Raw genomic sequence first — 20,081 nt, 5'->3', positions numbered from 1 at the left:
ATAAATGTTAATTGACGTTAACTTGTATTTTGATATAATGAATGATGATTCATTAAAAAGGGGTGTATGTAAATGAGAGCAAGTTATATTGACGATTTAGAGGAATGGGTAGAAAGATTTCATTTTCATGCAGATGTTTCAGTACGTTTTTCAGAGACAGATATGTATGGACATTTGAATAATACGAAGGTATTTGCATATTTTGAATATGCTAGAATTGAGTTTTTGAAACACTTAAACCATATGGCGAAGTGGATTGATCCGAAAGGTGAAACTATTCCAATAGTAGCGGATTTGCAATGCGATTTCGTAAAGCAAGTGTACTTTGACGAAAAGCTACAGATCCATGTAAAGGCTAATACTATGGGCACAAGTTCAGTTGATCTACATTATATGGCTACAAATGAACGTGATGAAATCGTCTTTACAGGTAGAGGCGCTATCGTTCAAATTGGAAAAAGTGATGGTAGGCCTGTTGCATGGACAGAGGAAGAAAAACAGTTGTTTCTTGAAAACTCGTAAAAGCCTACACAGCCGCCCTTACGCTTACATATCCTAAGGGGAAAGCGTAAAGAGGAGGGGCGCATCTTGGATGAAATGCAAAACCGTTCTTTATTAACAAATCGGGAACGACAAATTTTCACTTTGCTGGTAAACGATTTTACAACAAAAGAAATTGCTGGACAGCTGACCATTAGTGAGAAAACCGTACGAAACCATATTTCGAATACAATTCAAAAACTGGGTGTATCAGGCAGAGCACAGGCTATAGTCGAATTATTGCGATTGGGAGAATTACAGCTGAACTAAAATGATACCCAGCTTACGATAGTAGATCAATTTTGTGCAATCAGTGTCAATCACTTCTTCTCTAGCTTAAAATCGAAGGAAAAAATGTTGCGTTCATCAATGAAAACGGTACAATGAAAAGATAGGACTCATTTCAGGGAGCTGATTTTTTGTTGAATGAACAGAAAAACGTACCGAATGATATCGTAAAGATGGAAAAAGATTTGCGATACATTGCGTCCATCATTAAGGAACAAGGTCGAAAAATATTAAAAAACTCTACTATTACACCTCCTCAATTCAGCGCTCTTCAATGGTTGTTGGAATATGGTGATATGACCATCGGAGATCTATCCAATAGAATGTTCCTTGCATTCAGCACCACGACGGATTTAGTAGACCGGATGGAAAATAGTCAACTAGTGAAACGCGTGCGGGATGAAAAGGATCGTCGGGTGGTCCGTGTCCATTTATTACCTGAAGGAATACGGATTATTGAAGAGGTCATACAGAAGAGACAAGAGTATTTACAAGATGTTCTTGTAAATTCAAATGAGCAAGAAATTCAGCAGTTTTCAGGATTGCTGGCTAAACTACATGAACAGATGACAAGAGATTGAGGGATTACATTGAATGCACCTATTGGAGTAATTGATTCGGGAGTCGGCGGATTGACAGTTGTAAGAGAGTTACGCCACCACCTACCGAATGAACCTATTATTTATATTGGCGATGACGCACGTTGTCCGTATGGTCCACGGTCCGCCGAAGAAGTATTGCAATTTACGATAGAGATGGTCAACAGTTTGGCGCAAATGGGTATAAAAATGCTTGTTATTGCGTGTAATACTGCGACAGCTATCGCGTTAGAAGAAGTACGAAAGCAATTTGATTTTCCGGTTGTCGGTGTTATTGAGCCAGGGGCAAGAGCAGCTGTCAATGCGTCGCAAACAGGTGAAATTGCTGTGCTTGGTACAGAGGGCACCGTGAACAGTAAAGCGTATGACCAAGCGATACAGGCTTTAAAGAAGGAAGCAAAAGTCTATTCACTCGCATGTCCGGAATTTGTGCCCATCGTTGAAAGTGGAGAATATCGTACACAGGCTGCAAAGGATATAGTTGACAAGACATTACTGCCCTTGCATAACGATTCGTTTGATTCTGTAATACTTGGCTGTACGCATTATCCATTATTGCAAGAACATATCGAAGCGCATTTCTCCAATAAAAAAAATGTTATTTCGTCAGCGGCGGAGACTGTGATTGATGTGGAACGGATTCTAAAAGATGAGCAATTACTATCTATTTCAGCGGAAGAGCCGATATTTTACACGACAGGCTCGATGGAAAAGTTTCAAGCCATCGTTGAAGATTGGCTTGCCATTCCCCAGCCAGACGTACGCAAGTTAACTTTTTAAAGGATAGGGCAGTACCCGAAAACTGTACATCGTTTTCGGGTTTTTTGCTGTGAATATGGTAAGATGGATTGAACGTAGATTTGATGAGTACGTCACACTAAATAATTGAATCAAAATGGAGGATATTGTATGCGACATGATGGAAGAGCAACAGAAGATATTCGTACAGTAACGATAGAGAAAGATTATTTGATACATCCAGAAGGTTCCGTACTGATTTCAGTTGGCAATACTAAAGTGATTTGTACAGCGACGATTGAAGATCGGGTACCGCCGTTTATGCGTAATAGTGGAAAAGGGTGGATCTCAGCTGAATATTCCATGTTGCCACGGGCTACAGGACAACGGACAATCCGTGAATCATCCCGCGGTAAAGTAGGCGGTCGTACGATGGAAATCCAGCGTTTAATCGGACGAGCTTTGCGTGCAGTCGTTGATTTGGATGCTATAGGTGAGCGGACAATTTGGATCGATTGTGATGTCATTCAGGCAGACGGCGGAACGCGGACGTCTTCGATTACAGGTGCATTCGTTGCATTGGTCATTGCAGCAAATAAATTGCAAATCGAAAAGAAATTGCCTGTATTCCCCGTTCGTGACTTCTTAGCTGCTACAAGTGTTGGTAAACTAGCTGACGGTCAATTGATCACGGATCTTGACTATGTAGAGGATTCTTCTGCCGACGTCGACATGAATGTGGTGATGACAGGACAAGGCCAATTCGTGGAACTCCAAGGGACGGGTGAAGAAGCTACTTTTTCCCGAGCAGAAATGAATGATTTATTGACATTGGCTGAATCGGGAATTGAACAATTGATTGCAATTCAAAAAGAAGTATTAGGCGAGTTGGCGGATAAGATTGGGCAACAGGTAGGCGAGGCGCAATGAAAGAAGTATTAATCGCAACGAATAATACAGGTAAAGCGAAAGACTTTGAAGTTCTCTTTCGCCCTTTAGGTATCACGGTGTTGACATTGCAGGATATCGAAGAATCGATTGATGTTGAAGAAACGGGTACCACTTTCGTTGAAAATGCCATACTAAAAGCTGAGACTGTTGCAAATTTACTAGGGAAAGTAGTAATTGCAGACGACAGTGGGCTAGAAGTTGATGCATTGAATGGTGAGCCAGGTGTCTACTCTGCACGCTATGCAGGCGAGCCTTCGAACGATGAAGCGAATATCGATAAGTTGCTAGCTAATCTTGTAGAAGTACCTGAAACGGCGCGTCAAGCCCGTTTTCGGTGCGTTCTAGCGATTGCGGGTCCTACTATCGAGACAACTACTTATTCCGGTAGCTGTGAAGGCTTCATTACAGATCATCGACAAGGAACGAATGGATTCGGCTATGATCCAATATTTTATGTGCCTAGTAAAGAAAAGACCATGGCACAGTTATCTGCAGAAGAGAAAAGTGCCATCTCTCATCGCGGAGCGGCTTTAGCTCAGTTAAAAGAACGGCTACCAGAATTTATTGCGAAGTTTGGTGAAATGAAATGAAGTTACTTGTTTTAAGTGATTCACATGGCGATGTAAATACAGTGAAGCAGATTAAAACATTGCAAGCAGAGGCAATATTCCATTGTGGTGATAGTGAATTATTGGCAAATGATCCATTGCTTAATGGAATCCATATTGTTCGTGGTAACTGTGACGGTGATGATCAATTTCCAGCGAGCATTGTACAAAAGATGGGCGATGAGACTGTATTCATCGTCCACGGCCATGAGCACGACGTCAAGCGCTCTATGCTTACCCTTTCTTACGCAGCAGCTGAACAACAAGCAACCATTGCATTATTCGGACATTCTCATTTATATGGTGCGGAGATGATCAACGGTGTATTGTTTGTTAATCCGGGAAGCACGACCCAACCACGTGGTGGAAGGGAAGCAACATACGCAGTCATTGAAATCACTGATGTTTATACTGTAAGTTTTTATAGTATGAACGACGACATAATAGACGAAATAATATTAAATAAATAGTTTTATGAAATAGTGTTGACTTATCTTTGGATTATGCATATAATAGTTCTTGTGCCTGTGGTTGCAGGTGTTTGTCTCAGTAGCTCAGCTGGATAGAGCAATGCCCTTCTAAGGCATCGGTCGGGGGTTCGAATCCCTCCTGGGACGTAATTAAGACTTTTTTAAGTAGTTAGGAAATTAAAAAGAACTACAAACGTTGTAACAACGTTTGTAGTTCTTTTTTTTTTTCGTGCTTTTAAATCTACTACGCAAACGCTTGGTTTCCTCTCCATTTATCCACCCACAAACATTTTACTCATACCCGATCGAAATTTATTCTCCGATTGGATAAGTTTTCTAATTGTTTACTTATGTATGTACCCTACAAATGAGATGATAATATTTGTTTGTTTTTGACGTAGAAGAGTCATTTCTTACTCTGTAGAATTCATTTGTAGGTAAGGATAGTTTGATAATTCAAGAGATAAATTCTGTTTGGACTTCACTGTAAATTATGGAGTGAAAGAAATAATTTCGGCACTGAACAAATTTATTGAAACGGAAGTTGTCCCACATCAAGAAAAATATAAACGTGAGTTGGAAAATGAACGCAAAACGTTCGGTATGACAATTGGAAATCACCAAGCGATTCCAAAGATGTTAGCTGAATGTGCAATTGATATTTACGCCGGACATAATATATTGTTAAACTGTGCATGGAAGATGGAAAATCAATCCGATTTACCAATCAAGGAAATTTCGATAATCAAAGCATTCTGTACGGAAATGGCACAAAGGGTGATTGATAAATGCATGCAAATTCACGAAGGGATGGGATTAACAAATGAATTGAAACTTGAGAAAGCATGGAGATGGGCAAGGATGATGCGTATTCCTTATGGGACAACCGAGATTCAAAAAAGAATAATTGCAAAGAAGATGTTGCAAGGCGATTTGCACTTTTAGTTTGAACTAAGAATGAAAGCGGTTACTTACATTGGAAAAGGAGTGGTACAGATGAAAAAGATTTTTGGCATGTTAAGCTTGGTGTTAATATTAATTCTTGGTGCTTGTAATACTGAAAAGGACAGTAGTTCAGAAAGTACAAATGGTACAAACACTGAAAAAGTCTACGAATTGAACGTCAGTAACATCCAGCCTTCCACGCATCACTATGTGTACAACGTTTATGAACCGTGGACGGAATTTGTGGAAAAAGAAACAAATGGACGGGTGAAGGTGAATGTATTTCATGGAGGGACTTTGGGGAAGGCGACTTCAGCTTTTGAGGATACTCAAGGCGGCATAGCCGATTTAGCGCCGGTCATTTCAACTTATTATTTTGATAGTATCTTCTTCCCTTATACGATTGGGAATTTACCGTTCGCTTTCCCAGATTCTACGATAGGCAGTGAAATCATGACGAAGTTCGGGGAAAAATACGCTGTCGATGCGATTGAAGAGGAAGTTCATTATTTAGGTGGAAGCTTTGTAACAGATCCATATAATTTATTCTCCAAAAAGCCAGTTAGAAAAATTGAAGACATAAAAGGATTGAAAATGAGAGTCCAAGGTAAATCGGATGTCCCCCTCGTAGAAGCATGGGGCGGTGTTCCAGTATCGATTCCGTTGGATGAAACGTACGAAGCTTTGCAAAAAGGTACTTTGGATACTGCTTTCTATTCGACAATCGGTGTTTTGGGTCATAAATACTACGAAGTGGCACCATATGTCTTGAAAATGGGGACAACCGTTACGCCTGTTATACCAATCATGAACAAAGATTACTATGAATCGCTGCCCGAAGACTTGCAAAAAATGTTTGACGAAGTGCTTGGGCCAAAATTGGCTGAGTTGTTTAGTGAGACGCACAAAAAGGAATTAGACAAAGCCTATGTCGAACTGGGCAAGTTAATTGAAGGTAAGGGAGAGATCATTGAATTAGCTCCTGAAGAAGAAGCGAAATTTAAAGCCTCTGCAAAAACGCTTTGGGATGAATGGGTGGAAGAAGCGAATGCGAAAGGGTATCCTGGTGACCAAATGATGGAAGATTTTAATGACATGCTTCTTGAAGCTGGATTAAAACTACCTTTCTAACTCAAAAGGAACATAATATGTCTTGGTTAACAATCAAGACATATTTTTCTATACGGAGGTGAAATGAATGGGAATTGTGGAAAAATGGATAGGTTTTTTAACGATAATTGGAAAGTGGATAGCGATTCTCACAATGACGAGTATGATGATCTTTACGACATATGCAGTCATCAGTCGCAAATTGGGAGCTCCTGTAGTGGGGGATGTTGAATTTATGCAACTAGGCATGGTTGTGTTGATTATGTTCGCGCTAGCATACACACAAAAAAGAGATGCACATATTTCAATCGGTTTGCTTGTCGATCGGTTACCCCAAAAAATACAAGAATTCACAGATGTCATCAGCTATCTTTTCACGTTTATCATTTGTCTCCTCATTGGATGGGTAAGCTTAAACATTGGATTGAATTCGATGACGGGGAATATAAAAACGACGGATTTGCTTGGCGTCCCACATTTTCCGTTTCGATTCATCATTGCATTAGGTTTCACGATGTGGGGGCTAGAAGTACTTTTGAAGTTCATCCGTTCCATCGTTATTTTGTTTGCCGGAAAGGAGGGGTAATGTGACTATAGAGATGATTGGATTAATGGGCATTGTGGTCATGTTCATCCTCATGTTTTTGCGACTTCCGATTGCTATTGCCATGGCGATTCCGGCTTTTCTCGGTATCTATTATTTAAAAGGTTGGAAAACACTCACTACCGCGATTGAGACCATTATTTGGGATCATAGTTTTAGCTATACATTAACGACGATTCCGCTCTTCATATGGATGGGGGAATTGCTTTTCGTTTCAGGAATTAGTAATGAGCTGTTTAAGATGTTCCGATTGTGGATGGGACGCCTAAGAGGGGGGCTCGGTTTAGCAACAATCGGTGCATCAGCGATTTTTGCAGCTGCTTCAGGCTCTAGCTTGGCGACTACTGGAACGATGGGTGCGATTGCATCGAAGGAAATGGATCGATTCGGATATAAAGACTCGTTCTCCGCTGGGACAATTGTTGCAGGCGGTACGTTGGGGATTCTCATACCACCGAGCACGGCATTTATCGTGTACGGTATGTTAACCGAGCAATCGATTGGTAAGTTGCTCATTGCCGGGATTATTCCAGGTATCATGTTAACCGGATTATATATGCTTACGGTCTATATTTCCGTGCTGTTAAATCCGGACATCGCCCCTATAGCATCGGGGGGTGGGTGGAAAGAAAAAATTAACTCGCTCAAATCGATGACATGGATTATATTATTGTTCACGCTAGTCATCGGGGGGATGTATGTCGGTCTATTCAGCCCGACGGAAGCCGCTGCAGTAGGTGCATTTGGAGCAATGCTCATCGCGTTGCTCAATCGGAAATTGACGTTCAAGAATTTTATCGAGTCCGCATCCAATACGTTAAAAACGACAGGGTTTTTATTTGCCATTATACTGGCTGCATTCATCTTGAATTACTTTCTTGCGATTACAAGAGTTCCGATGCTGATGGCGGATTTTATCGATTCACTATCGATGCCGAACTTTGTGATTTTTATGTTGATCATTGTCATGTATCTCATTCTTGGTGCATTCATGGATTCCATGGCAATGATTGTTATTACAATTCCGATCATTTTACCGATTATTCAAGCGATGGATATGGACTTGATTTGGTTCGGAGTGATAATCGTATTGATCATTGAATTAGGCTTAATCACACCACCTGTTGGAATGAATTGTTATGTATTGAAAGGTGTTTCCGATTATTCACTCGAAACCATCTTTAAAGGTGCGGCTCGGTTCATTATTCCAATCTTTGTTATGATTCTCATCTTATATTTCTTCCCTGAGATCGCATTGTTTTTACCATCCAAAATGTGATGAAGACAAATGTGGAGAAATACTTGTTTCAGACAAATAGAAATAGAGAGTGGGAATGTATTCATTCCTCCACTCTCTATTTTTTTCCATCACTCTTGTTTAACGAGCCGATGAATGATGATGGCGATTTGAAGGTTGAGACGGTATTGTGTATGCGTTAGATCGATCTCTAGGATGTCCTCGATTCGATTCAACCGGTACCGAAGAGTGTTGTAGTGGATATGGAGCTCTTTAGCGGAATGCTGGATAGCGGATTCGTTATCTAAAAAAACCTCTAACGTTTTTAGTAATTCAGACTTGTTTTGGAGATCGTATTCGATGATTTTTCCTAAGTAACGGTCCATGAACTCTTTCATGTATTCGGGATTCTCCGTATTGAATAACAACCCGATAATACCGAGTTCCTTGAAATGGACAATCGGTGCATTGAATTGGAAAGAATGAGCGAATTCAGAGGCTTTTTTGGCTTCGTTGAATCCTCTAAGGTATTCTTTTGTTTGTAGAATGGGATTGCTAATACCTACACGGAAGTGTAAATCGGGATGCTTTTCCTCCGTATAGTGGAGCACGAAGTTCGTGACGGTGCGAATATGCTCGTCAGGTGTGACAAGAATTATTTTCTGGCCTTGGATCATGCTGAGTGGCAATAGTTCTTGATCGATCATGTAACTAAACCTTTCAAGAATTCGATTTGATTGTTGTGTATCATCCACTTCGTTCTTTCTCGGGCTTAAAACAAGAATGGAATACGTCTTTTCGAAAGAGATATTTAAATAACGTGCTCTTCGAATAAGATTTTCCTCTGTTTCCAGGCCTGATATCAAATCGTGCAGATAGTCCTGGCGTAATCGGTTTTCGACTTCAATGCTTGTTTTTTCCTGATTTATTTGCAGTGCCAAGACGCTTTTTGCTTGTCCGATTGCGACAATGCTCAATGGATCATATGAATTCATTTTTTTTGCAAGAATTAAATAAGCGACGGTCTGATTATGCAACGTGATGGTGAAAACGGAATAAATTTGGCCGTTGTTCGATACTTCAAAAAAGGCTTGATGAATATTTTTTGAATGAAGGATGCGTTTATACAGTTCCACATGATTGAAATGGTCTTTGTTGTATGCGTGGTTTCGAGGCATAGCTTCATAAATGGAGTTTCCAAACTCGTCAAGCAATAAAATTGATTCCTCAATGAAATTGGCCACTCTTTGTAATATTCCTTCGTTACCGCCCTTATTGAGTGCTTCTTCAAAGAGTTCGTCGTGTAGCTTACTCACACGAACTTCATTCGTATACAGTTTTGCGTTTGAAATGGCAAGTGCTGTCTGGTAACAAAAGTGATTGAGCATTTGCAATAATGGCTGCTTTGAATGATACGTAGTGGTCCGGGCTAAAAAGACAACGCCGATCCGTTCCCCGTTGGCGATTAAAGGCGAACAGATGAGGGATACGATGTCTTTCTCCGCCAGGCGTTGCAATAAAGTGTATTCAAAAGAGGAGTGTTCAGCGATATCCGATAAGATGAAAGCCTCTTTGTTGTCTGCCAGTTCCATTTGGAACTTTGAATCTAAGGGTTCCTCAAAACACAACAAGTCGGACTGTTCTTCCCCTGCGACTGCATCAATGCGCATGCTTGATTTCTCGTGATCAATCATTCCGATGAGGACATAGTGCGCTTTGGAGGTATTCAATAAACGAGTTGCGCTTAAATTTAGAATGTCAGTTAGCGGAGCGAGAGAGGCGACTTCCAAATTAATTTGATGAAGGATTTCAAACGTACTCGTTGAGAATTTCAAGAAATCCGCCTTTTGTTTCAAAGATTGAAGTGCGTAAAAGTGGGAATGCAATTTTTCGTCTTTGTAATACACATGGAGCCTCGCTTTCAAAGTTTCCCATTCATTTTCATCATACTGACTGCTTTGGATAAGCGGAAAAAGCTCTTCGATAAAACCGTTGTAGCTGATTTCGTTTGTGGTCATTGGATATCCCCCTTCATTACTTTTATTTCGGAATCTATGTATTAGTATGAATTATACAATAATTCAAACAAACATTGTAGTCAATTGACATGGTTGATCTTTTTGGGAAGCAGTAAAATGAGGTGAATAGTAAAGTAGGGAGGGGTTTTATAATGAGATTTCAAGATCGGGTTGCAATTGTAACAGGTGGAGCGGATGGAATCGGTAAAGAAATTGCTCGTAAAATGCTTACCGAAGGCGCTACAGTCATTATTACCGACATTAATGAAACGTCATGTGAAGAGACGGTGAAGGAATTTCAAGTAGATGGTTTCAACGCCCATTCCATGCCGGCAGATGTTTCACAAAAAAGCGAAGTTATCGCTGTCGTACAACAAACGAAGGAACAGTTTGGCAAGATTGATATTTTAGTGAACAATGCGGGAATTGTCCGTGATGCAAGAATCACGGAAATGGAAGAGGAAGATTGGGATCTTGTTATAAATGTTTGCTTAAAAGGTTCCTTCCTTTTTGCGAAGTATACGGCTGAGTATATGATTTCCCAAGAATACGGGAAAATTGTCAACATTACTTCCCGTGCGTATTTGGGGAATCCAGGACAAGCCAATTACTCCTCTGCAAAGTCTGGTGTTCTTGGCCTTACGAAAGCGCTCTCAAAGGAGTTGGGCAAGCACAATATTACAGTGAATGCTGTAGCGCCGGGTCTGATTGAAACGAACGCCTTACGGGACCATCCAAAATGCGAAAAGATTAAAGAGCTTCAAAAACGTGATTCTCCGATTAAGCGTGTTGGCTCGACGGAAGATGTCGCAAATGCGGTGATGTTTTTCGCTTCGGATGATTCCTCTTACATAACGGGGGATATTTTACACGTGACAGGCGGAAGATTCGGCTAATCGAACGGGGGATGAGTGGAATGACGACAATTGAACGAAAAACGATTCCGGTTATGGATGGCCTTTGGCAATTGGAAACAGATGGCAAACCGCACTTATTGGGCAGTCGATGCGAGGCGTGTGGAGAGGTATTTTTTCCACGGAAAACATTGAACTTCTGTATGAATTGTCACAAAGAATCATTGGAAGAAATCACATTTTCCGGCAAAGGGCGTGTCTTGATGCTAACAAAAGTGGAAAGACAACCGGCCGGAGGTTTTTATAAAGGGGCAGTTCCTTATACATATGGAATTGTGCAACTAGATGAAGGTGTAAATATATTCTCACAGCTCATTGATGAACCGGCGCTCTCTAATGACGAACGTGTCGAGATGGTTGTAGTGAAGTTATATGAAGAAGAAGACAATGATGTTATGACTTTCAAGTTCAAAGCTGAAATTATTCGGGAAGGAGATAAGGGATGATGGGTAAAAATACTCAATGGAAAGATGTATATGTTCAAGGAACAAGTACGACAAAATGGGGTTTTTTCCCGGATGTATCCGCTAGCTCGATGGGATCTGAAGCGATTGTAAACGCCTTAAGGGATGCCCGAACCAAGTGGGGGGAAGTTGAAGCCGTTTTTGCAGGTAGTGTCTACCAAGGGACAGCTTCTGGGCATCGAGTAGTAGGGGAAATTGGATTTACAGGAATTCCAATCGTCAATGTGGAAAATGCCTGTTCAAGTGGAGCAACCGCGTTTCGACTTGCTTATGATTCGATTCGATTAGGGCAATACGAAACGGTACTCGCTATCGGATTTGAAAAGATGCCAAGAGGACCAATCCCAAGCACTGCTTTTCCGGGGTGGCAATTGGCAATGGGCTTTAACGTACAACCGGCCAACTATGCCTTGGAAACGATGGAATACATGCGCCAATACGGAGCTACGGTTGAAGATTTTGCAAGGGTCAGTGTGAAAAATAGGCGAAACGGTTCGCTAAATCCCAATGCACGATTTCAAAAAGAAGTTTCTGCAGAGGAGGTACTCCAATCAGCAATGATAGCTTCTCCACTTCGGTTACTGAATTGTTGTCCGTTGGCGGATGGGGCGGTCGCGATGGTTTTGACAAGCAAGCCAGAAAGCAATCGGGCGATTCATGTGGCAAGCTCTGTTTTGGTGTCGGGTGTATATGGAGAAGAATCATATCAATCCGGCATTACGGCAAGTGTCCAGCATTATCCTTCGGAAGGCATTGTAGAGAAATCAGCCCGCCAGGCCTTTGAGATGGCTGGCTACGGACCCAAGGATATCGACGTCGTGCAAGCGTACGACAGCATGGGACCCGGCGAACTTTGGGACATTGAAAAACTCGGTTTTTGTGCGAGAGGAACGGCACCTGAATTGTTGCGCGAAGGTGTCTTCGATTTGATGGGGAGATTGCCGGTTAATACGGACGGTGGACTATTATCAAGGGGTCATCCGCTCGGTGCGACAGCATTGGCACAAATTCATGAGCTTGTCTTACAATTGCGGGGAGAAGCTGGCCATCGACAAGTTGCCGATCCTAAGCTTGGCTTGGCACATGCGATGGGGGCAGGTCCGAATAGTGCCGTCACGATACTACAACGATGAAGGGTGTGAGGAAAGATGGAAGATAACGGGTTGTTTTATGAAGATTTTCAAATCGGAGATAAATTTTTATCCCCTTCACGTACCATTACAGAAACGGATGTTGTCAATTTTGCGGGTTTATCCGGCGATTATAATTTGCTCCATGTGGATAGGGAGTATGCAAAAAACACGGTTTTTCAAGAACGGATTGCACACGGTTTGTTGGGACTGTCCATCTCGTCCGGACTGTTTACCCGTACAGAGCTGAATCGACGGATGAGTAAAAACTTGATTGCTTTATTGGGTTTGGAGTCGTGGAAGTTTCTAGCGCCCATCAAAATTAACGATACGATTAATCTCGAAATTGAAATTGTTGAAATGAAAGAAACGAGTAAAAAAGACCGAGGGATTGTGAAGTTTGTTCGTAAAATCATCAATCAAAATGGGATGGTCGTTCAAGAGGGAGTGACCCCGATGATGATTGCGAGAAGACAAAACTAGGAGGAATTAGGAATGGCATTTCAATTAACGGATGAGCAACTGATGATTAAAGAAACTTTGGCGAAGTTTTTGGAAAAGGAAATTGCACCAATGGTGGAGGAATATGAAAGGCAGGAGAAGTATGTCACGAAAGAGATTGTACAAAAACTTGTCCCTTTTGGATTTTTAGGTGGATTGTTGCCGGTGGAGGCGGGTGGATATGGTCTGGATTACACAACATATTTTACGATGATTGAAGAATTATCCCGTGTTTGGCCTTCATTAAGAGCGACGGTAGGTATTTCTAACTCCGTTCTCACACATATTTACGAATACGGGACGGAAGAGCAGAAAGAAAAATATTTGGGACCATTATTACGTGGGGAAAAGCTCGGTTTCTTTGCTCTCACAGAGCCGAATGTCGGATCAGATGCTTCCAGTGTTGAAACACGTGCAGTGTTAAAAGGAGATAATTGGGTTATCAACGGAACAAAAATCTTTATAACGAATGGTCTGGAAGGAGAAATCGGTATCGTCATTGCACAGACGGACAAAACGTTAGGGAATAAAGGAATCACTGCTCTGCTCATAGATAAAGAGGAAACTTCTTTTCTAGCGACGAAAATTGAAAAGATGGGTACAGTTAGCTGTCCATTTGCTGAATTAGTTTTTGAAAATAGCGAAATCCCTGCCGAAAACGTGCTCGGCGATGTCGGTGAAGGTTTGAAACAAGGATTGAAGTTTTTGAACAGTGCGCGTGCCATGGTTGCATACATCGCCACGGGCATTTCACAAGCTTGCCTGAATGCATCCATTAAGTACGTAAAGGAACGTCATCAGTTTGGGAAACCAATCGGCAGTTTTCAATTGATACAAGAAAAAATAAGTGAAATGATTACACTGACCAATGCGATGCGCCTCCTAGGGCAGCAAGCGAGCACGTTGCTTGACCAAGGAAAAGATGCAAAGGTCGAGTGCTCGATGGCAAAGTATTTTGCAACGGATCGCGTGTTAAGAGTGGCGGAAGAGGCTTTGCAGATCCATGGTGGATATGGCTATACGAAGGAGTTTCCAGTTGAGCGATATTATCGTGATATCCGTTATTTTACCATTGCAGAAGGTACGAATGAGATGCAAAAATTAATCATCGGACGAGAAGTGCTAGGCATTTCCGCATTCGTGTGACCGTAAGGAAATAGACTGGATGAGAGGTGACGGAAGTGAGAGTGCTGGAGGGTATACGAGTTGTGGACTTGACGAATTTATTGCCAGGTCCATTTGCGACAAATATTTTAGCGGAATTGGGAGCGGAAGTCGTAAAAGTGGAAAGACCTGACGGAGGCGATCCTGTGCGACAGATGATTCCTGGATTATATGAAACTTTGAACAGTCGAAAAGAAAGTTTGACGCTAGATCTGAAAAATGAGGAAGATAAAGGAGTTCTTCGTGAACTGTTGCAGGGAAGTGATGTGTTGATTGAGGGATTCCGACCCGGCGTCATGGATCGATTGGGTTTTAGTAAGAACGAGGTTGCGAAACTGAATCCGGATCTTATCTACTGTTCGATTTCGGGATACGGGCAAAGCGGTCCTTACCGTGATGTTCCGGGACATGATTTGAACTATTTGGCAGTATCAGGGGTCCTTGGAATCAGTGGTCAGCCAAACGGAGGTCCTGAAGCGGCAGGGGGAATCCAAATAGCGGATCTTGCGGCATCGTTATACGCTACGATTTCGGTGTTAGGGGCATTGTTGAACAAGGCTCGATCCCATTCGAGTGGGGTTTACATCGATGTGTCTTTAGTGGAAAGCGCACTTGCTTTAATGTCTCCACGCATTGTGGAATATTACGCACGCAATGAACCGAGGAAATCCGATTTCATGGGTCGAGGGGCCTATGGAACATATTTGACAAAAGATGGACAATATATTTCCATTGCTTGTGTAGAAGAGAAGTTTTGGGAAACATTTTGTGAAACGGTGGGCATGAAAGAGTTTATGCTCGATAATTTATTCAATAGTTGGACAAAGAGGATGGAGAAAGCAGAAATCATTAATCGAAGGATTGAAACAATCATAGTCAAAAAAACATTGTCCGAGTGGTTGTCGATTTTCGGTGAGGTCGATTTACCGGTTAGTCGTGTCAACACGATTAACGATTTGTCGAAAGATCCACATTTGAAGTATCGAAACGCAATCAGCATAGAAGGGGAACGGGTAGAGATTCCATTTCCAGCGAAGATGATTCCAATGGAAGGGCTTAGTCAAAACTGATACGCCCAAAATATTGAAAGTAAAGGGGTTTTAAGGATGAGGCTATTAAATGGGAAAGTTGCAATCATAACGGGGGCGGGAAGAGGGATAGGTAGGGAAACCGCATTGGTGTTTGCGGAAAACGGTGCAACCGTTATCATTTCAGATTTGGATGCACAACCTGCGGCGGAAGTGGTAAGCGAAATCGAGGAAAAGGGTGGTCGGGCACTCGCGATTTGCGGCGATATTACAGATCCGGAGTTTCCACGGACTTTGATGGAAAAAACCGTTGAGGAGTTTGGAAGATTGGATATTTTGGTAAATAACGCCGGCGTCACGCGCGATAGCTTGATCCATAAAATGACGGACGAACAGTTTCAACAAGTGATGGATATTCATTTGGTCGCCCCTTTCCGTCTAATCCGCGAGGCGGCTCCCTATATGCGGGAAGCGGCAAAAGCGGAGAAGGAACAAGGAATTATAAATTACCGGAAAATTATTAACGTATCATCGGTTTCAGGACTTAGAGGGAATGTGGGGCAAGCCAACTATTCGTCTGCCAAAGCGGGAGTCGTCGGCTTAACAAAGGTCGTTGCCCAGGAATGGGGACGCTATAACATCAATTCGAATGCGGTGGCGTTCGGGTTCATCGAAACAAGGATGACACAATCGCTTGAGTCCAGTGAAGACCAGACAGGCGTTCCAGATAAAGTGCGTCAAATGTTTATTGACAAAATCCCTCAAAAAAGGACAGGGCAACCGAGAGAAGCAGCAGAGGGGATCCTTTACTTGGCTTCTCCTTTGTCCAATTATGTGAATGGACAAGTTTTGCAAATTAACGGTGGTTCTTACACTTGATCCGGTAAACCGTAAGGGATTGGTGGTGATGGGATGTATGAAAAAATAGGACCGATTGAAATTTTTGGGGACAATTCTAGCAAAGTGCCGTTTTGCACGACGCTACTGCTGACGCATAACCAGGAATCTGTATTATTAGAATGCGGAGCTGGCTTCGACAGTTTAAGATATATTGAAAAAAACCATTTCGTACGTGATATTTACTTGACCCATCATCATATCGATCACGTGTGGGGCGTGTCGTTTTTTCCTGAAGCTGACGTGCATATCAATCCGTTTGATTTTGAAAAAGTTTCTGATATTTATACCCTTTCACATGCGGACGGAATGTTAGCAGTTCAAGATGAAGAGACGTTTCAGGCTTGGTTGAAGCAACAGAAAAACAGGCATTTCGGAGATAAGGCTGTTGGAAAACGGACAATAAAGCCAAATCGGAAATACCCACTGAATGAACCAGTTGAAATAGCGGGCATGGACGTGCAGTTTATCCATGCCCCAGGCCATTCGGAGGGCTATACGGTTCCGTATATTGAAAAATACGGCATCGTCTATGTAGGGGATATCGACTTGACATCCTTTGGTCCTTTTTATAATGAATTGGAATCCGATATTGCCGATTTCATCACATCCGCAAAGAAAGTTGGGGATCTTGATGCGAAATATTTTGTAACGGGGCATCACAAAGGAATTGTTTCCAAAAAGGAGTATAACGAGAAAGTCATCGATTTTTTAAACGTCATTGAAAGGCGACATGAGAAAATTTCTCGTTGTATCCGTAATGGAATCTCTCCAAATCAATTGATCGAACAAGGTATTTTTTATCGGAAAGAACAAAGAGAAGGCTCGATTTTACGTCTAAAGAATGAAGTTATTGGTATTTATAAGCATTTACAACAGTTGTTGAAGGAAGGTGGAGTTTGTACGCAATTTGTTGACGCATTTATTAGAGAACATATCGCCAAACCGGAATACTTAAAATGGTAGTGGAAAGGGGCGCGGAAAAATGAGAAGAAAATGGCACGTTGTCTATCCGGAAGGGATTCCTTATGAAGTGGAAATTCCAACGGATGTGTCTATTTACGATTCTTTTGAAAAGGCGGTTAACAAATCGCCATCATCAATCGCCATCATTGATGAAGAACTTGTAATGACCTATTCGGAACTACAGGCAGCCACGGGGCGCCTTGCAAAGTATTTTCATAAGCAAGGCATGGGGAAAGGTGATCACGTCGCGGTCATGTTGCCGAATTCTGCGGAATACGCCGTGTGCTACTTTGCACTTCAAAGGATTGGTTGCACGCAAGTCCAAGTGAATATCCTATACCAGTCGAGCGAACTTTCCCACATCTTGAATGATAGTGAAGCAAAATGGATTGTATGTGACGATGCCCAGGTTTCTAAATTGAAGGCCATCGAATTACAGAGGAAAATCGAACAAATTGTTTTCGGTGCGGATAGGAATCTTTTTCAAAAAGTCTGCTTTCATGATGAGGCGACAGCGAGTGTCCAATTGCCGAATGTTCCGATTCATCCGACGGAGGATGTCGCCATTATTCAATACACAGGCGGTACGACGGGCCATCCCAAAGGGGTCATGTTGACGCATTACAATATTGTTGGGTATGTCATTCAAAATCGTGTATTCTACTCTTTAAAAGAAAAAGAAGAGGTTACACTCGGTAATACGCCGATGACCCACATCATGGGGGTCGGCTATCTAAATCTGACAATTGCATTGGGTGGGACGTACATCGTTATGAGGCGATTCAATATCCCAAAAGTAAAAGAGCTGCTACAGAAATACGCACCTACTGTATTTATTGGTGCACCTACAATTTATATTGCTTTATTGAACAGTGATGAAATCGTCGATGAAGATTTGAAGAGCTTGAAAGTATGTACGTGTGGTTCAGCACCGTTACCAGTAGAAGTAATCAAAGAATTCGAGGAACGTTCCGGTGCACAAATTATGGAAGGGTATGGGATGTCGGAGGTGCTTGTCACCCATCGGAACCCGCGAACGAAAAAGAAGACGGGCAGTATCGGGATTCCAATCCCGAGCGTTGATTGCAAAATCGTCAAGCTGGAAGATAGCAATGTGGAAGTCCCCGTAGGCGAAGAAGGGGAACTGCTGATCAAAGGACCGCAAGTGATGAAAGGATACTGGAACAATCCAGATGAAACCGCGCAAGTATTGATCGACGGATGGATGGCGACGGGCGATATCGCGGTGATGGATGACGAGGGCTATTTCTTTATTGTCGGTAGAAAAAAAGATTTGATCATTGCGAGCGGATATAACATTTATCCGATTGAAGTGGAAAATGTCGTTTATGAACATCCGTCTGTCTTGGAAGCGTGTGTGCTTGGTATCCCGGATTCTTATCGCGGGGAAACGGTTAAATGTGTCATTGTACGGAAAGAGGGGCACCAACTTTCGACTGAAGAAATCATAGCATTTTGCAAAGAAAGACTTGCAACGTATAAGGTGCCACGAATTATAGAATTTCGTGATTCCCTTCCGAAAACGGCTGTTGGGAAAACTATGAAACGGCAATTGATACAGGAGGAACTGTTGAAATAAGGGCTGAACGGTGACAGAATGTTGCTATTTAGACTTTCTCATAATGAACAAAGGCGAAGTGTGAAGACATGTGAAAAAGACGATATGAAAAAAGGGGGATTTGAATGTGAAAAGAAAAGTCAAAGTGATCGGCGTAGATATGGTGAAGTTTGTGAAGCCAGGCATGCAGGAACCGTATGAAGTGATGGCATCGAAAGCGATTAAAGGAGCAGTCAAAGATGCGGGAATCGATTTCAAAGAAATTGAACACGCCTTTGCCAGTTATGTTTATGGAGATAGTACGTCGGGACAAGCAGCTTTGTATAAAGTCGGGTTAAGCGGCATCCCGATATTCAATGTCAACAATAACTGTTCGTCCGGCTCGACGGCAATCTTTTTAGCAAGGCAAGCTGTTGAAAATGGCATTGTAGAATGTGCACTTGCCTTCGGTTTTGAAGAGATGAAGCCGGGGGCGCTTTCCTCTGTGTATTCAGATCGAATGACGCCGATGCAGGCATTTGTTGATCGGTTGGAAGAATTGAGACCCGGTTATTCTTTGGAATCTCCGCGTGCAGCCCGAATGTTCGGTTCCGGTGGGATGGAATACATCGAAAAGTACGGGGCAAATCCGGACATTTTTTCCAAAGTCGCGGTGAAAACTCGAAGCCACGCCATCCACAATCCTTATTCGATGTTCGACAATCCGTTAACCTTTGAAGAAGTACAAAACTCTCCGATGATTTTTCCGCCATATTTGACGAGATACCATGCATGCCCGCCTTCATGTGGTGCGGCAGCCGTAATCATTTGCAGCGAAGACTTTGCAAAAAAGCACGGCCATGAAAATGCCGTGGAAATTATCGCCCAATCCATGGCGACGGACACGGAACTGACTTTCACAACAGGCGCCATGAATTTAGTAGGCGCGGACATGACAAGAAGAGCGGCCCGTCAAGTGTTTGAGCAATCCGGAATCGGAGTGGAAGAGGTAGATGTCGTCGAATTGCATGACTGCTTCACCCCGAATGAAGTAATCACTTACGAAGGGCTTGGATTGTGTGAAGAAGGCGAAGCGGAAAAGTTCATCAATGATGGAGACAATACGTATGGTGGAAAATTCGTCGTTAACCCTTCCGGCGGTTTGATGTCAAAAGGCCATCCAATCGGAGCGACCGGTCTAGCCCAGTGTACGGAACTTGTTTGGCAACTCAGAGGGGTGACAGGAAAACGGCAAGTGGATAATGCAAGAGTTGCGCTACAACATAATCTTGGACTTGGTGGCGCAGTCGTTGTGACGATGTATCGAAAACCATGAAAGCAAAAAGATTGA

General features: G+C 42.4%; 22 protein-coding genes and 1 tRNA gene. 22 read left to right on the top strand and 1 reads right to left on the bottom strand.

Features of this window, described 5'->3' with window-relative positions:
• Nucleotides 1–72 precede the first annotated feature (72 nt).
• From SporoP8_RS02900 to SporoP8_RS02845, 12 genes are all read left to right on the top strand, one after another.
• A complete protein-coding gene (locus SporoP8_RS02900) occupies nt 73–522 on the top strand; it encodes an acyl-CoA thioesterase (protein WP_085131140.1) in 450 nt (149 codons plus the stop codon).
• A gap of 75 nt (nt 523–597) precedes the next feature.
• The gene (locus SporoP8_RS02895; RefSeq protein WP_085133536.1) at nt 598–810 is read left to right on the top strand and encodes a helix-turn-helix domain-containing protein; all 213 of its coding nucleotides are present in this window, start codon (nt 598–600) and stop codon (nt 808–810) included.
• A gap of 191 nt (nt 811–1,001) precedes the next feature.
• Entirely contained in the window at nt 1,002–1,409 is a 408-nt protein-coding gene (locus SporoP8_RS02890; RefSeq protein ID WP_085133535.1) for a MarR family winged helix-turn-helix transcriptional regulator, read from the top strand.
• A gap of 9 nt (nt 1,410–1,418) precedes the next feature.
• Nucleotides 1,419–2,207, top strand: coding sequence for a glutamate racemase (racE, locus tag SporoP8_RS02885; protein ID WP_085131139.1), 789 nt, complete (start codon nt 1,419–1,421; stop codon nt 2,205–2,207).
• Nucleotides 2,208–2,336: 129 nt separating this feature from the next.
• Nucleotides 2,337–3,095: a ribonuclease PH gene (gene rph, locus SporoP8_RS02880; RefSeq protein WP_029052969.1), complete on the top strand. Its 759-nt coding sequence runs from the start codon at nt 2,337–2,339 to the stop codon at nt 3,093–3,095.
• Nucleotides 3,092–3,706 carry an XTP/dITP diphosphatase gene (locus SporoP8_RS02875; protein ID WP_085131138.1) on the top strand — a complete coding sequence of 205 codons (615 nt, stop codon included), beginning with the start codon at nt 3,092–3,094 and terminating at the stop codon, nt 3,704–3,706. Before rph ends, SporoP8_RS02875 begins: the two co-directional genes overlap by 4 nt.
• Nucleotides 3,703–4,194, top strand: coding sequence for a metallophosphoesterase (locus SporoP8_RS02870; RefSeq protein WP_085131137.1), 492 nt, complete (start codon nt 3,703–3,705; stop codon nt 4,192–4,194). The genes SporoP8_RS02875 and SporoP8_RS02870 overlap by 4 nt, the downstream gene beginning before the upstream one ends.
• Before the next feature lie 73 nt (nt 4,195–4,267).
• Nucleotides 4,268–4,341 (top strand) — tRNA-Arg (locus tag SporoP8_RS02865).
• Between the two features lie 327 nt (nt 4,342–4,668).
• Complete coding sequence (locus SporoP8_RS02860) at nt 4,669–5,139, top strand: acyl-CoA dehydrogenase family protein (RefSeq protein WP_232319193.1); 471 nt, start codon at nt 4,669–4,671, stop codon at nt 5,137–5,139.
• Between the two features lie 51 nt (nt 5,140–5,190).
• A complete protein-coding gene (locus tag SporoP8_RS02855; RefSeq protein WP_158232281.1) occupies nt 5,191–6,270 on the top strand; it encodes a TRAP transporter substrate-binding protein in 1,080 nt (359 codons plus the stop codon).
• Between the two features lie 67 nt (nt 6,271–6,337).
• Nucleotides 6,338–6,835 (top strand): TRAP transporter small permease, encoded by a 498-nt coding sequence (locus SporoP8_RS02850; protein WP_085131135.1) that lies wholly within the window; start codon nt 6,338–6,340, stop codon nt 6,833–6,835.
• Between the two features lies 1 nt (nt 6,836).
• The gene (locus SporoP8_RS02845) at nt 6,837–8,132 is read left to right on the top strand and encodes a TRAP transporter large permease (RefSeq protein ID WP_085131134.1); all 1,296 of its coding nucleotides are present in this window, start codon (nt 6,837–6,839) and stop codon (nt 8,130–8,132) included.
• A gap of 89 nt (nt 8,133–8,221) precedes the next feature.
• Here the strand turns inward: SporoP8_RS02845 and SporoP8_RS02840 are convergent, their stop codons facing one another.
• Nucleotides 8,222–10,108 carry a helix-turn-helix domain-containing protein gene (locus SporoP8_RS02840; RefSeq protein WP_085131133.1) on the bottom strand — a complete coding sequence of 629 codons (1,887 nt, stop codon included), beginning with the start codon at nt 10,106–10,108 and terminating at the stop codon, nt 8,222–8,224.
• Nucleotides 10,109–10,260: 152 nt separating this feature from the next.
• Here SporoP8_RS02840 and SporoP8_RS02835 point away from each other — a divergent pair, with 152 nt between their 5' ends.
• From SporoP8_RS02835 to SporoP8_RS02790, 10 genes are all read left to right on the top strand, one after another.
• Nucleotides 10,261–11,004, top strand: coding sequence for an SDR family NAD(P)-dependent oxidoreductase (locus SporoP8_RS02835; protein ID WP_085131132.1), 744 nt, complete (start codon nt 10,261–10,263; stop codon nt 11,002–11,004).
• A 20-nt stretch (nt 11,005–11,024) separates the two neighbouring features.
• Complete coding sequence (locus tag SporoP8_RS02830; protein WP_158232282.1) at nt 11,025–11,468, top strand: Zn-ribbon domain-containing OB-fold protein; 444 nt, start codon at nt 11,025–11,027, stop codon at nt 11,466–11,468.
• Entirely contained in the window at nt 11,465–12,619 is a 1,155-nt protein-coding gene (locus tag SporoP8_RS02825) for a thiolase family protein (RefSeq protein ID WP_085131130.1), read from the top strand. The genes SporoP8_RS02830 and SporoP8_RS02825 overlap by 4 nt, the downstream gene beginning before the upstream one ends.
• A gap of 15 nt (nt 12,620–12,634) precedes the next feature.
• Entirely contained in the window at nt 12,635–13,099 is a 465-nt protein-coding gene (locus tag SporoP8_RS02820) for a MaoC/PaaZ C-terminal domain-containing protein (RefSeq protein ID WP_085131129.1), read from the top strand.
• A 12-nt stretch (nt 13,100–13,111) separates the two neighbouring features.
• Nucleotides 13,112–14,263, top strand: a complete 1,152-nt coding sequence (locus SporoP8_RS02815; protein ID WP_085131128.1) for an acyl-CoA dehydrogenase family protein — start codon at nt 13,112–13,114, stop codon at nt 14,261–14,263.
• Nucleotides 14,264–14,298: 35 nt separating this feature from the next.
• On the top strand, nt 14,299–15,351 hold the full coding sequence (locus tag SporoP8_RS02810) for a CaiB/BaiF CoA transferase family protein (RefSeq protein WP_158232283.1): 1,053 nt from the start codon (nt 14,299–14,301) through the stop codon (nt 15,349–15,351).
• A 36-nt stretch (nt 15,352–15,387) separates the two neighbouring features.
• Nucleotides 15,388–16,188 (top strand): SDR family NAD(P)-dependent oxidoreductase, encoded by an 801-nt coding sequence (locus tag SporoP8_RS02805; protein WP_085131126.1) that lies wholly within the window; start codon nt 15,388–15,390, stop codon nt 16,186–16,188.
• A 33-nt stretch (nt 16,189–16,221) separates the two neighbouring features.
• Nucleotides 16,222–17,172 carry an MBL fold metallo-hydrolase gene (locus tag SporoP8_RS02800; RefSeq protein ID WP_085131125.1) on the top strand — a complete coding sequence of 317 codons (951 nt, stop codon included), beginning with the start codon at nt 16,222–16,224 and terminating at the stop codon, nt 17,170–17,172.
• 19 nt (nt 17,173–17,191) lie between these two features.
• On the top strand, nt 17,192–18,772 hold the full coding sequence (locus tag SporoP8_RS02795) for a long-chain-fatty-acid--CoA ligase (RefSeq protein WP_085131124.1): 1,581 nt from the start codon (nt 17,192–17,194) through the stop codon (nt 18,770–18,772).
• Between the two features lie 106 nt (nt 18,773–18,878).
• Nucleotides 18,879–20,066 carry a lipid-transfer protein gene (locus SporoP8_RS02790; RefSeq protein ID WP_085131123.1) on the top strand — a complete coding sequence of 396 codons (1,188 nt, stop codon included), beginning with the start codon at nt 18,879–18,881 and terminating at the stop codon, nt 20,064–20,066.
• Nucleotides 20,067–20,081 lie beyond the last annotated feature (15 nt).

Origin of the sequence: Sporosarcina ureae (genome assembly GCF_002101375.1) — a bacterium.
Taxonomy (GTDB): Bacteria; Bacillota; Bacilli; order Bacillales_A; family Planococcaceae; genus Sporosarcina; species Sporosarcina ureae_B.
This window is presented reverse-complemented; position numbering and strand designations above follow the sequence as displayed.

Bases quoted from the DNA above. Each gene is read 5' to 3' on its own strand.
- SporoP8_RS02835 (WP_085131132.1), top strand. From the start codon at position 10,261: ATGAGATTTCAAGATCGGGTTGCAATTGTAACAGGTGGAGCGGATGGA.
- SporoP8_RS02875 (WP_085131138.1), top strand. From the start codon at position 3,092: ATGAAAGAAGTATTAATCGCAACGAATAATACAGGTAAAGCGAAAGAC.
- SporoP8_RS02855 (WP_158232281.1), top strand. From the start codon at position 5,191: ATGAAAAAGATTTTTGGCATGTTAAGCTTGGTGTTAATATTAATTCTT.
- SporoP8_RS02820 (WP_085131129.1), top strand. From the start codon at position 12,635: ATGGAAGATAACGGGTTGTTTTATGAAGATTTTCAAATCGGAGATAAA.
- SporoP8_RS02895 (WP_085133536.1), top strand. From the start codon at position 598: ATGCAAAACCGTTCTTTATTAACAAATCGGGAACGACAAATTTTCACT.
- SporoP8_RS02825 (WP_085131130.1), top strand. From the start codon at position 11,465: ATGATGGGTAAAAATACTCAATGGAAAGATGTATATGTTCAAGGAACA.
- SporoP8_RS02890 (WP_085133535.1), top strand. From the start codon at position 1,002: ATGGAAAAAGATTTGCGATACATTGCGTCCATCATTAAGGAACAAGGT.
- rph (WP_029052969.1), top strand. From the start codon at position 2,337: ATGCGACATGATGGAAGAGCAACAGAAGATATTCGTACAGTAACGATA.
- SporoP8_RS02795 (WP_085131124.1), top strand. From the start codon at position 17,192: ATGAGAAGAAAATGGCACGTTGTCTATCCGGAAGGGATTCCTTATGAA.
- SporoP8_RS02815 (WP_085131128.1), top strand. From the start codon at position 13,112: ATGGCATTTCAATTAACGGATGAGCAACTGATGATTAAAGAAACTTTG.
- SporoP8_RS02870 (WP_085131137.1), top strand. From the start codon at position 3,703: ATGAAGTTACTTGTTTTAAGTGATTCACATGGCGATGTAAATACAGTG.
- SporoP8_RS02850 (WP_085131135.1), top strand. From the start codon at position 6,338: ATGGGAATTGTGGAAAAATGGATAGGTTTTTTAACGATAATTGGAAAG.
- SporoP8_RS02830 (WP_158232282.1), top strand. From the start codon at position 11,025: ATGACGACAATTGAACGAAAAACGATTCCGGTTATGGATGGCCTTTGG.
- SporoP8_RS02840 (WP_085131133.1), bottom strand. From the start codon at position 10,108: ATGACCACAAACGAAATCAGCTACAACGGTTTTATCGAAGAGCTTTTT.
- SporoP8_RS02805 (WP_085131126.1), top strand. From the start codon at position 15,388: ATGAGGCTATTAAATGGGAAAGTTGCAATCATAACGGGGGCGGGAAGA.
- SporoP8_RS02900 (WP_085131140.1), top strand. From the start codon at position 73: ATGAGAGCAAGTTATATTGACGATTTAGAGGAATGGGTAGAAAGATTT.
- SporoP8_RS02800 (WP_085131125.1), top strand. From the start codon at position 16,222: ATGTATGAAAAAATAGGACCGATTGAAATTTTTGGGGACAATTCTAGC.